General features: G+C 70.3%; 10 protein-coding genes. 7 read left to right on the top strand and 3 right to left on the bottom strand.

What is annotated here, in order from left to right; translation table 11 throughout:
• The first annotated feature begins 9 nt into the window (after positions 1-9).
• The 5 genes from ACY45C_RS15000 (at position 10) to ACY45C_RS15020 (ending at position 7,346) form a co-directional block, all read left to right on the top strand.
• Positions 10-1,506, top strand: a complete 1,497-nt coding sequence (locus ACY45C_RS15000) for an FtsW/RodA/SpoVE family cell cycle protein (protein WP_462188225.1) — start codon at positions 10-12, stop codon at positions 1,504-1,506.
• Positions 1,503-2,945, top strand: a complete 1,443-nt coding sequence (locus ACY45C_RS15005) for a peptidoglycan D,D-transpeptidase FtsI family protein (protein WP_462188216.1) — start codon at positions 1,503-1,505, stop codon at positions 2,943-2,945. Before ACY45C_RS15000 ends, ACY45C_RS15005 begins: the two co-directional genes overlap by 4 nt.
• Entirely contained in the window at positions 2,942-4,570 is a 1,629-nt protein-coding gene (locus tag ACY45C_RS15010) for a serine/threonine-protein kinase (RefSeq protein WP_462188217.1), read from the top strand. Before ACY45C_RS15005 ends, ACY45C_RS15010 begins: the two co-directional genes overlap by 4 nt.
• Positions 4,567-6,597, top strand: a complete 2,031-nt coding sequence (gene pknB / locus ACY45C_RS15015; protein WP_462188218.1) for a Stk1 family PASTA domain-containing Ser/Thr kinase — start codon at positions 4,567-4,569, stop codon at positions 6,595-6,597. The genes ACY45C_RS15010 and pknB overlap by 4 nt, the downstream gene beginning before the upstream one ends.
• Before the next feature lie 98 nt (positions 6,598-6,695).
• On the top strand, positions 6,696-7,346 hold the full coding sequence (locus tag ACY45C_RS15020; RefSeq protein ID WP_462188219.1) for an aminodeoxychorismate/anthranilate synthase component II: 651 nt from the start codon (positions 6,696-6,698) through the stop codon (positions 7,344-7,346).
• Here the strand turns inward: ACY45C_RS15020 and ACY45C_RS15025 are convergent.
• Positions 7,343-8,170, bottom strand: a complete 828-nt coding sequence (locus tag ACY45C_RS15025; RefSeq protein WP_462188220.1) for a DUF881 domain-containing protein — start codon at positions 8,168-8,170, stop codon at positions 7,343-7,345. The genes ACY45C_RS15020 and ACY45C_RS15025 overlap by 4 nt on opposite strands.
• 368 nt (positions 8,171-8,538) lie before the next feature.
• Between ACY45C_RS15025 and ACY45C_RS15030 the strand changes: the two genes are divergently transcribed.
• Both ACY45C_RS15030 and ACY45C_RS15035 read left to right on the top strand, forming a co-directional pair.
• Positions 8,539-8,802 carry a cell division protein CrgA gene (locus ACY45C_RS15030; protein WP_462188221.1) on the top strand — a complete coding sequence of 88 codons (264 nt, stop codon included), beginning with the start codon at positions 8,539-8,541 and terminating at the stop codon, positions 8,800-8,802.
• 135 nt (positions 8,803-8,937) lie between these two features.
• Complete coding sequence (locus ACY45C_RS15035; RefSeq protein ID WP_462188222.1) at positions 8,938-9,348, top strand: RidA family protein; 411 nt, start codon at positions 8,938-8,940, stop codon at positions 9,346-9,348.
• 36 nt (positions 9,349-9,384) lie between these two features.
• On the opposite strand, the gene ACY45C_RS15040 is transcribed toward ACY45C_RS15035, so the two are convergent.
• Positions 9,385-9,753: a hypothetical protein gene (locus ACY45C_RS15040; protein ID WP_462188223.1), complete on the bottom strand. Its 369-nt coding sequence runs from the start codon at positions 9,751-9,753 to the stop codon at positions 9,385-9,387.
• 69 nt (positions 9,754-9,822) lie between these two features.
• Positions 9,823-11,325: glycoside hydrolase family 15 protein (locus tag ACY45C_RS15045; RefSeq protein WP_462188224.1), on the bottom strand; the 1,503-nt coding region annotated here is incomplete at its 5' end.

Here is an 11,325-nt window from a genome sequence, read left to right on the forward strand (position 1 = left end):
AGGCCAGCGATGACTCGCCCGCCGATCCCCCTACCTCCGCTACGCAGGCCGAGGTCGGCGGACCTCACCGCGACCTTCGCCGGCTTCCCGCTGCCCACCGGCACCAACCTCCCGCCATACCGGCGCCGGGAGCTCATCCTGATGATCTTCGCTGGTGCGCTCGCAACCAGCGCGCTCGCCGCGTTGACCTTCGCCGACATCGGCCAGATCTCGCTCGGGATCTTCTCCATCGGTCTCGGCTTCTTCTGCCTGTGGGCACTGGCCCACCTGGCGGTACGCAGGTTCGCGCCGGCCGCCGACCCGGTGCTGCTCCCGGTCGTCGTCGCGCTCAACGGCCTGGGCCTGGTCATGATCTATCGGCTCGACCTCGCCAAGGCGGATGCCGCCGAGCGGGCGGGAACCCACATCCCGCCCGGTGCCGCGCAGACGCAGCTCGTCTGGACCCTGCTGGCGGTCATCGTCTTCATCCTGGTGCTGGCGCTGGTACGCGATCACCTCTCGCTCGCCCGGTACGCCTACACGGCCGGCCTGGTCGGTCTGGTCGGTCTGGTGCTGCCGATCGCGCCGGGCATCGGCGCGACCATCAACGGCGCGCGCCTCTGGCTGCGGATCGGGCCGTTCTCTTTCCAGCCGAGCGAAGTCTCGAAGATCATTCTTTTGATCTTCTTCGCCGGCTATCTGGTCAACAAACGCGAGGTCCTCTCGGTGGCCTCCCGGTCCTTTCTCGGGATGGGGATCCCGCGCGCCCGCGACCTCGGACCGGTGCTGGTGGCGTGGCTGGCGAGCCTGGGCATCCTGATCGTGCAGAAGGACCTCGGCTCGTCCCTGCTGTTCTTCGGAATGTTCATGGTCGTCCTCTACGTCGCCACCGAGCGGGCATCGTGGGTCGTGGTCGGCTTCGTGCTGTTCCTGTTCGGTGCCGTGATCGCGCACAGTATGTTCAGCCATGTCCAGGTCCGGGTGGACGGCTGGCTGCACGCCTTCGACGGTGACAACCCGTCGAGCACGTCGTACCAGCTCGTGCAGGGTCTCTACGGCTTCGCCGCCGGTGGCATCACCGGTACGGGGCTCGGGGAGGGGCACCCGCAGAAGGTGCCGTTCGCGAACACCGACTTCATCATGGCGAGCCTCGGTGAGGAGCTCGGTCTCACCGGCGTCATGGCCATCCTGATGATGTACGCCCTGGTCGTGCTGCGCGGGATGCGCGCGGCCCTCGGCGCGAAGGACCCGTTCGGCAAACTGCTGGCGGCCGGGCTGTCCTTCACCCTGGCGCTGCAGGTGTTCGTGCAGGTGGGCGGGGTCATGCGGCTCATCCCGCTGACCGGGCTCACGCTGCCGTTCGTCTCCTACGGCGGGTCGTCCATCGTGGCCAACGCCGCGATCATCGCGTTGCTGCTGCGGGTCAGCGACGCCGCCCGCCGCGCACCCGAACCGGTGCCGGATGCCCCCCTGTTCGACCCGGGCGCGGTTGCCGAGAGTCCCACCCAGGTGGTGAAGACGACATGAACCGCACGGTGCGCAAGGTCGCCGTCGCCTGCATGATCCTCTTCGCCGCGCTCCTGGCGAATGCGAACTGGCTCCAGATGGGCGAGGCGGGCAGCCTCAAGTCCCAGCCGACGAACGGGCGTCAGATCACCGAGCGCCTGGAACGACAGCGGGGCGCGATCGTCGCCGGTGACGTGGAGATCGCACGTTCGGTGCCGTCGAACGACCAGTACAAGTATCAGCGGCAGTATCCGGCCGGGCAGCTCTACTCCAACGTCACCGGCTACTACACGCTGTTCACGGCGGCCGGCCTGGAGCTGTCCGAGGACGTCTTCCTGTCCGGAGACGACGACCGGCTGCTCGCGAGCCGGGTGACCGGCCTGTTCACCGGCGCGGAGCGGCGCGGCGGTTCCGTGGTCACTACGATCAACCCCGCCGTCCAGAAGGCTGCGGCGGAGGCGCTCGACAACCGCAAGGGCGCGGTGGTCGCCATCGAGCCGCCGACCGGCGCGATCCTGGCGATGGTCACCAACCCGTCCTACGACGCGAACGCGCTGGCTGCCCATGACGAGAAGGCCGCGGCCAACGCCTATGGGCTGCTGTCGGGCAATCCGGATCAACCATTGCTGAACCGGGCGACCCAGCAGACCTATCCGCCCGGTTCCACCTTCAAGCTCATCACCACCGCCGCCGCACTGTCACAAGGCAGGACGCCGGATACCCGCGTCGCGGCACCCGACGAGCTACCGCTCCCGCTGAGCACCGTGCGGCTGCCGAACTTCGGCGGCGAACGCTGCGGCGACGGCGAGACCGACACCCTCATTCACGCGCTCACCATCTCCTGTAACACCGCGTTCGCACAGCTCGGCATCGATCTCGGTGCCGACACCCTGCGCCGGCAGGCCGAGGCCTTCGGCCTGAACGCGGCCTTCCCCGACTTCCCCTTGCAACAGGCCCGTAGCGTCTTCCCCGCCAAGCTCGACGCCGCGCAGACCGCGCAGTCAGCGATCGGCCAGTACGACGTCCGGGTCACGCCCCTACAGATGGCGGAGGTGGTCGCGGCGATCGCCAACGACGGCATGGAGATGAAGCCCTATCTCGTGTCCGAACTGCGCAGCCCGGACCTCAAGAGGATCAGTAAAACCGAGCCGGAGAAACTCGGTGAACCGGTGAGCAGTGAGGTGGCCGCCCAGCTCACGACCATGATGGAAAGCGTGGTGACGTCGGGGAGCGGTCGGCGGGCGCAGATCGGCGGCGTTACCGTCGCCGGGAAGACGGGGACCGCCGAGCACGGCACCAGTCTGCCGCACGCCTGGTTCGTGGGGTTCGCCCCGACGGACACCCCGAAGATCGCGGTTGCCGTCATCGTCGAGGACGGCGGCGGCGAGCTGGGTACCGGTGGTGCCGTCGCCGCCCCCGTCGCGAAAAAGGTCATACAGGCCGCGTTGGACAAGCCATGAACAACTCCCCGGGCAATCCCATCTCCCCGTCGCAGCCCTTCGCCGGCGCCGCGGCGCCGAACACCGTCCTCGACAACCGATACCGCCTGAACGGGCGGATCGCCGCCGGCGGCATGGGTGAGGTCTGGCGTGGCCTGGACCAGACCCTCGGCCGCCCCGTCGCGGTGAAACTGCTGCGCCCGGAGTACGCCAGCGACGAGTCGTTCCTGGTGCGGTTCCGCGGCGAGGCCCGCCATGCCGCCCGGCTGTCACACCCGGGCGTCGCCTCGGTCTATGACTACGGCGAGGTTGCGACCTCCGACGACTACCCGACCGCCTACCTGGTGATGGAGCTGGTGGAGGGGGAGCCCCTCTCCGCCGCGCTGCACCGGGAGAAGCGGTTGTCCCCGGAGCGCACGCTGGACATCCTCGGGCAGGCGGCCGACGCGTTGCAGGCCGCGCATGCCCTCGGCGTGGTCCATCGCGATGTCAAGCCCGGCAACCTGCTGCTGCGCCCGGACGGCGCGGTGAAGGTCACCGACTTCGGGATCGCCCGCGCGGTCGACGCCGCGCCGCTCACCGCCACCGGCATCATGATGGGGACGGCCTACTACGTGTCCCCCGAGCAGGCGTCCGGGCGTCCGGTGACACCGGCGAGCGATGTCTACTCGCTCGGCGTCGTCGCGTACGAGTGCCTCGCCGGTCGCCGCCCCTTCGACGACCGCAACCCCATCGTGGTCGTGATGGCCCACCAGCAGGACACCCCGCCCCCGCTGCCGACCGACATCCCCTACCAGGTGCGGGCCCTGGTGGACTCGGCGATGGCCAAGGACCCCGCGCGCAGGCCCAGTTCGGCGGGGGCATTCGCACGTTCGGCGGCCGGGATCCGGCGCAGCCTGTGGAGCCCGGAGCCGGCGCGCTGGCCCAGCACACCGGATGCGACCGCCCGCCATCCGGGGCCGGGCGCCGTCCTCCCGCCCGCTGGTGCCGCCGCTCGCCCGCCCCGATCCACCTCGCGCACCCGACCACCGTCCTGGGTGGCCGCACCGCCACCGTCCGCTCACACCAGTGGACCGGGGCGCACCGGCGCTCCGTCGGACAAAGCCCAGGCGGTTCCCGATGGCCCGGGAGCCATGCTCGGCGGACCCGACGTACCTGCAACGGCCCTGCACAGCCCGCCCTACGGCGGCCCCGACACCGCGTACGGCGGCCCCGAGGGGGCGTACGGTGGCTCGGCCTACGGGACGCCGGACCGTGGCGGCCCCCGCGATCCCGGCACCGCCTACCACCCGGGTCCGCCGCCGTGGGCCCGTACCCCCGGCGGCCCCCCGGGCCTGTCCGGCCCGGACGGCCAGGATGATCTACGGCCGGGCTGGGAGGGGCGAGCTGCTCGACGGCACCGGCCGGAGACAGCCTCCCGTCCCGCCCTGCCACTGCCGCTTCTGACCATTCTGCTGATCCTCACCGTGGTGATCGTCGCATTCGCGACTAACAGGTTGTTCTCCAAGAGCAATTCCGAATCGAACTCCGCGACCACACCACCGGGGGTGGTGTACGCAACCGCAATCGGTGGTGAAATCGTCAGCGGTAACGCCGGGTCGGCGATTTCCGGCGCGGGAGGGGCGACGGCAGGGGAGTATTCGTGACCGACGTGACGGAGATGTATGCTCCGGGGGCTGGGCCACAGATCATCGGCGAGCGTTACGAGCTGGGCGAGGGCATCGGCTATGGCGGCATGGCGGAGGTCTTCCGCGGCCGTGACATCAGGCTCGGCCGTGAGGTCGCCATCAAGACGCTGCGCCCGGACCTCGCCCGTGATCCCACCTTTCTCGCCCGGTTCCGCCGCGAGGCACAGTCCTCGGCCGCGCTGAACCACCCCGCGATCGTCTCGGTGTATGACACGGGCGAGGACATCATCAACGGGGCGCAGATCCCCTACATCGTGATGGAGTTCATCGAGGGACGGACCCTGCGCGACGCGCTGCAGACTGAGGGCCGGTTCACCGAACGCCGCGCCATGGAGATCACCTCCGACGTCTGCGCCGCCTTGGACTACAGCCACCGGATGGGGATCATCCACCGCGACATCAAGCCGGCGAACGTGATGCTCAGCCCGGACGGCTCGGTCAAGGTCATGGACTTCGGCATCGCCCGCGCCACCACCGCGACCTCCTCGACCATGACCGCGACGGCCGCGGTGATCGGCACCGCTCAGTACCTGTCCCCGGAGCAGGCCCGAGGAGCCCGCGTCGACGCCCGCAGCGACGTCTACACCACCGGGGTGCTGCTCTACGAACTGCTCACCGGATCGCCGCCGTTCCGCGGGGACAACCCGGTGGCCGTGGCCTACCAGCACGTGCGGGAGGACCCGCCGCCGCCGTCCGCTCACGATCGCGGCATCTCCCCCGAGGCCGACGCGATCGTCCTCAAGGCGATGGAGAAGGACGCTGACGACCGCTACGGCACCGCGGGTGAGATGCGCGACGATCTGGAACGGGCGCTGGCCGGACGACGCGTGCACGCCATGATGGGAGGTGGTGGCGCGGGCGGGGCCGCCACCACCCTCGGCCCGGCCGCTGCCGGCACGGCGGTCCTCAGCCGCGGTGACCGAGCGGGTTACCCCACCCGGGACCGCTACCGCGACGACGACTACCGCAACGACGACCAGACCACCTACCGCGACGTGCCCTACGACGACGGCCGCTTCGGCACCGGTCCGTTCGACCGCTACGACGTGACCGGGGCCATCGACCGGCGGGCCGTTCCCGATCAGGAGCGTTCCCAGGCGTGGAAGTACATCCTCGCGGGTCTCGGAATCGTCATCGTCTTCGTCGCCGTCGTCCTGCTCGCCACGACCTTCCTCAGCTCCGGTCACAACACCGCCTCCACGAAGAAGATCCTCGTCCCGACCGGCCTCGTCGGGCAGAACGAGGAGCAGGCCCGCGCCCGGCTGCAGAGCGCCGGCTTCGGGGGGGATGTGGTCACGAAGCTGGTCGACTCACCGGACATGGCCGGCCGGGTCACGGCGGTCGACCCGGCCGAGGGCAAGGAGGTCGCCGCCAAGGGGATGATCACCCTGTCGATCGGCAAGGCCGCCGACGACGTCCAGATCCCCACCGACCTGATCGGGAAGACCCAGGCCGAGGCCGAGGCGGCGCTACGGGCGCTGGGGCTGGTCCCGAACTCGATGGCCTACGCCAACCCGACCGGCCAGAAGGTCGGCACGGTGAACAGCACCGATCCGCAGCCGGGTACGGCCGTCAAGCCCGGCAGCACGGTCACGCTCAACGTGGTCAGCCCGAACGTCAACGTTCCCGACGTGCGCAACCGCACGTACGACAATGCCGTCGCCGAACTCGGCCGCTACGGGCTGAACGCGGCCCGGCAGAACGTCGCGAACAACAACGTGGCGCCGGGGACGGTCGTGGACCAGAGCCCGTCCGGCGGCAACGTCCCTCGGGGCTCGACCATCACGCTGTCCGTCGCCCAGCAGATCCAGACCACCGCGCCGCCGACCCCGACCGAGACGCCGACCGGGCCCACCCCGACCGCGGAGCCGACCAGCACCTCGCCGAGCCCGACGGGTAATCCCACCCCTGGGACACCGGCCACGACGAGGCCGGGCGGCCTGGGGGGGCTGCTGGGCGGCCGCAACGGCGGTGGCGGCACCTGAGGTCGTCGCGCCGACGGAGGCGGTCGTGGCTGCTCAGGCAGTATGGGACTGCGGCCGCCCACGGTAGGGTGCCTGATGCCGCGGGAGGTCACGATCTGATGCGCATCCTGGTGATCGACAACTACGACTCGTTCGTCTTCAACCTTGTCCAGTACCTGGGCCAGCTCGAGACCGAATGCATCGTGCGCCGCAACGACGAGATGACGCCGGCCGACCTCGCCGCGCTCGGCGTCGACGGGGTCCTGCTCTCCCCGGGACCGGGTACGCCCGAGGCGGCCGGCGTGAGCATTCCCATGGTGCGAGCCTGCGCGTCGGGCGGTGTGCCGCTGCTCGGGGTGTGCCTGGGCCATCAGGCGATCGCGGTCGCGTTCGGCGCTACCGTCGACCGCGCCCCGGAGTTGCTGCACGGCAAGACCTCGGTCGTCCACCATGACCGGACCGGCGTTCTCACGGACCTGCCGTCGCCGTTCATCGCGACTCGTTACCACTCGCTGGCCGTCGAGGAGGACACCCTCCCCGAGGAAATCGAGGTGACCGGCCGGACCGAAAGTGGCGTGGTGATGTCGCTGCGCCATCGGCGGCTCCCGCTCGAGGGCGTGCAGTTCCACCCGGAGTCCGTCCTCACCCAGGGCGGCCACCTGATCCTCGCCCGTTGGCTGGACCAGTGCGGCGACGGCGGCGCGGCGCGCAGGCTCGCACCGGGGCTGTCCGCCGAGGTCGAGACCCTGCGGACGGCGGCGTTCTCCTAGCCGCGCCTGGCGGTGCCGGACAGGTCGATCATCGGCCCGTCGTAGCCGGATAACCGGCTGTCGGCGGCCTCCTCGACGCGGTATCCCAGCCGGTAGGCGTCGGCGTACTGCCGGTAGATCGTGACCTGTGGATTGGCCCGCAGGCTGGAGCGCAGCGCAGCGACCTCCCCGATCGCCGTGATCCGGAACGGCGGGGAGAAGACCTCGCCGTGCAGCAGAAGAGTGTTCCCGACGCAGCGGACCGCCGTCAGTGCCGTCACCCGGCGATCCATGATGCTCATCGCCTCGGCGCCGCCGGCCCACAGCGCGTTCACGACCGCTTGGACATCCTGCTGATGCACGATGAGATCGTCGGGCCTCGGGGCGGGCACGCCGGGGGCGTACGGGCCACCCCGGCCCTCCCGCGGGACGTCGTCCAGCTCGACGGTCAGCGCCGGCCCGCGCACCGGGGCCAACCCCGCGGGACCGGCCAGCCGCTCGACCAGGGACCGGGCGGCGGCATCGGTCCCGCGCGCGGAGCCTGGGGCCCCTGACGGGACGGCCTGCGCCGTGGTCGCGCGCCGCCGCGACTCGGCGTCCAGCCCGGCACGGCGGTCGGCCACCCGGCCCGCCTCCTCGTCGATAACCTGCGCGACTCCCGCCCGCTCCTGGGCCGCCCAAGCGGCGGTGTCCCGCGGGCCAGCCCGATCGAACGGGCCGCCGTCCAGCACCACGACGCCGGACAGCACGCCGGCCCAGAACAGCGACACCGCCCAGATCACCCGCCGCGACCGGCTCCCCGGCCAGGGCCAGGGCCGTAGCCCGCCGTGCACCGTTGTCCCCAACCTCCCTCGGTGCACCGCTGGACGGTTCACCCACGCCTGCCGGTGGATCGCCGGGGGCGGCACGCGACCATGCCACAGCCAGCTCGGCCGGGCGATCCGTCCGCCGCGTCGGAGGTATCGCCTCCAGCGCAGGCTACGCGGCCGATGGCGCTCTCGATGCCACATCGGTCTGATCGCCCCGGCACCGGCCGCGACGCCGGCGTCGCCCGGGCACCGACCGGAGGTGAATCCCGCCGGCCGGTACGCAACGGCGTTTCCACGGATGCCCTGTCTACGCTGGTACCCAGCGCGAGACCGCCGATGGCCGGACGAGGACGGCGACGGCGGTCGCCGCCCTCGTCCACGTACGGCCATCGAGGAGTTCCGCAGTGCCCGAGTCGCGACGCCGCAAGCCCAAGAAGCCGACCCCGACCACCACCGCGGGCGCGTCGGCACGCAAGCGGAAGCCGCCGTCTCCGCTCTGGTTCGGCGGTCTGATCCTCGCGTTCTTCCTGCTCGGGATCGCCTACCTGCTCGTCTACTACTTCTCCAACGGCGGCGTCCTGGGGATGGAGGGGCTGGGCGGCTGGAACATCCTTATCGGGTTTGGTTTTGTCGTCGTCGGGCTGGCCGTGTCGACCCAGTGGCGATAGCCGACCCGAACGCCAGACGCCCAATGGCCACGCCCGGCACAACCACCGGAGCTTCCAGCCGTGTCATTCATCCACAACCGTTGTCCACAAGTGTGGATACTTCCGTCTTGATCACCGATTACCCAGAGCATCCTGTTGCATCCTGAACGTCAGAAGATTTCCGGCTCCTCACCCTACGAAGCCACGATCGGGTTCTCCCGGGCGCTCCAGGTAGGCGAACGCGTGTTCGTCAGCGGGACCGGGCCGGTGTGGCCGGACGACACGGTTCCACCGGACGCTGAGCTGCAGATCCGGCGGTGCTTCGAGATCATCCGCACCGCACTGCGCGAGGCGGGCACCGATCTCGGTGACGTCACCCGTACCCGGATGTTCATCACCGATCCCGCCCACGTTCCGGCCGTCGGCGCCGTCCACGGCGAGCTGTTCGCCGCGATCCGCCCAGCCGCCACAATGGTCGTCGTTGTGGGACTGCTCGACGAGTGTTGGGTCGTCGAAGTGGAAGCCGAGGCGATCCTCGGGTCCGGGGCCAGGGCCGAGGCCGACTGACGGCCGGCCCTGACGCCGGGTCCGGGTCCCGGGCCGTCAGCGCGCGATGACCGCCCTGCGCAGACGCGCCACGGTGCGTTCGGCGTCGCCGGTTGCGACGATCAGGCGCCGGAACTCGCCGCCCGGGCGGACTTCCACCACGACCGCGGGCCGGCCGCGGTAGACAGCGACAAACTCCTTGCCGCCCCGCGACGGCCAGGTCCCGAGGGCCATGACGCGCGGCAGTCCGGTCCCGGGCGCCCGCCATCCGTGCACTTCCGCGAACGCGTCCGCCGCCAGGCGTACGTCGAGTACCTCGTCGAGCCGCACGGAGACGTCCCCACGCACCGCGCCGATCCGTTCAAGCCCGCGCAGGACGACCTCGACCCGCTTGTCCACAACCTCCAGGCTGGCCACAGCTCCCACGTTAGTGCCACGTCCCGCTCGGGTTCGCCTGATCGCCGTGGCTACCCGTCCCGGGACCGGCCTGCACGATCAGGTCGAGGGGGACGGCCGGGCGTAGGCCTCGGCATCCTCGGCCCTGATCACGTACATCACCGCGTTGATCAGGGCCAGATGAGTGAACGCCTGGGGGAAGTTTCCGAGATGGCGGCCACTGACCGGATCAATCTCCTCGGCATAGAGATCCAGCGGGCTGGCGAGGCTCAGCAGCCGTTCACACAGCTGCCGGGCACGGGTCAGCTCGCCGATCTCCACCAAGGCGGAGACCAGCCAGAACGAGCAGATCAGGAAGGCGCCCTCGGTGCCGGAGACCCCGTCGTCGGTCTCCTCCGTGCGGTAGCGCAGGACCAGCCCGTCGACGGTCAGCTCGTCGGCGATCGCGAGCACGGTGGCCTTCACGCGTTCGTCGGCCGCCGGCAGGAACCCGAGCAGCGGAATCAGGAGCAGTGAGGCGTCGAGCGCCTTCGATCCGTAGTACTGGGTGAACACACCGCGATGATCCACACCCTTCTCACACACCTCGGCGTGGATCTCCTCCGCCACGGCCCGCCAGCGCGCCGCCGTCTTGGCGTCCCCCCGCATCTGCGCCAGCCGCCGACCCCGGTCCAGGGCGACCCAGCACATCATCTTGGACACGGTGAAGTGCTGCGGCGCCCCGCGCACCTCCCACATCCCGCGGTCCGGCTCCCGCCAGTGCGTGGCCGCCGCCTCGACGAGGCGCACGAGCACCGGCCAGAGCCGTTCGGAGAGGTAGTCACGGGACTTGGTGTGCAGGTACACGGAGTCGAGGACGACGCCCCAGACATCGTGTTGACGTTGCAGTGCCGCTGCGTTGCCGATCCGTACCGGGTAGGCTCCCTCGTAGCCGGACAGGTGACCGAGGATCTCCTCATCGATCTTCGGCTCGCCGCTCACCCGGTACATCACCTGGATGTCGTCGTCATCGTTTTCGGCGACGTCAGCGATGAATGAGAAGAAATCGTTGGCCTCGTAGTCCAGCCCGAGGGTGTACAGGCCCCACAGCGCGAAGGTGGAATCGCGGATCCAGCTGTACCGGTAGTCCCAGTTCCGTTCGCCGCGCGGGGTCTCCGGCAACGAGGTGGTCGAGGCGGCGAGCAGAGCACCGGTCGGCGCGTAGGTCAGTCCTTTCAGCGCGAGGGCGCTGCGCTGCAGATGGCGCCGCCAGGGATGGTCGGGAAACATGCCCCGCGACAGCCACTGGCGCCAGAACTCCGTTGTCCGGTCGACGGCGACGCACGCCTGCAGGTAGGTGTCCGGAAGCAGGGGCTCCTCCGGGCGCCAGGTGAGCGCGACGAACGCGGTGTCCCCCTCCCGCAGCGTGGTGCGAGCCAGTGCCCGCCGGCCGTCGAAACCGAGCCGCAGGTCGGTACGCAGCCGCAGCGTGACGTTGGTGCCCGCATGGCTGATCACGCCGGAGGAGTAGTCCTCCCCCTCGTACTGCCAGGACTCGGGCTCGCGGCCGTAGTCGAAGTTCGGCTCGCACACCAGGCTGAGATCCACCGAGCCGTGCTCCCC

This window comes from Frankia sp. CcWB2, assembly GCF_977927585.1.

Coding starts and splice junctions, on each gene's coding strand:
- ACY45C_RS15000 (WP_462188225.1), top strand. CDS start 10: ATGACTCGCCCGCCGATCCCCCTACCTCCGCTACGCAGGCCGAGGTCG.
- ACY45C_RS15010 (WP_462188217.1), top strand. CDS start 2,942: ATGAACAACTCCCCGGGCAATCCCATCTCCCCGTCGCAGCCCTTCGCC.
- ACY45C_RS15005 (WP_462188216.1), top strand. CDS start 1,503: ATGAACCGCACGGTGCGCAAGGTCGCCGTCGCCTGCATGATCCTCTTC.
- ACY45C_RS15020 (WP_462188219.1), top strand. CDS start 6,696: ATGCGCATCCTGGTGATCGACAACTACGACTCGTTCGTCTTCAACCTT.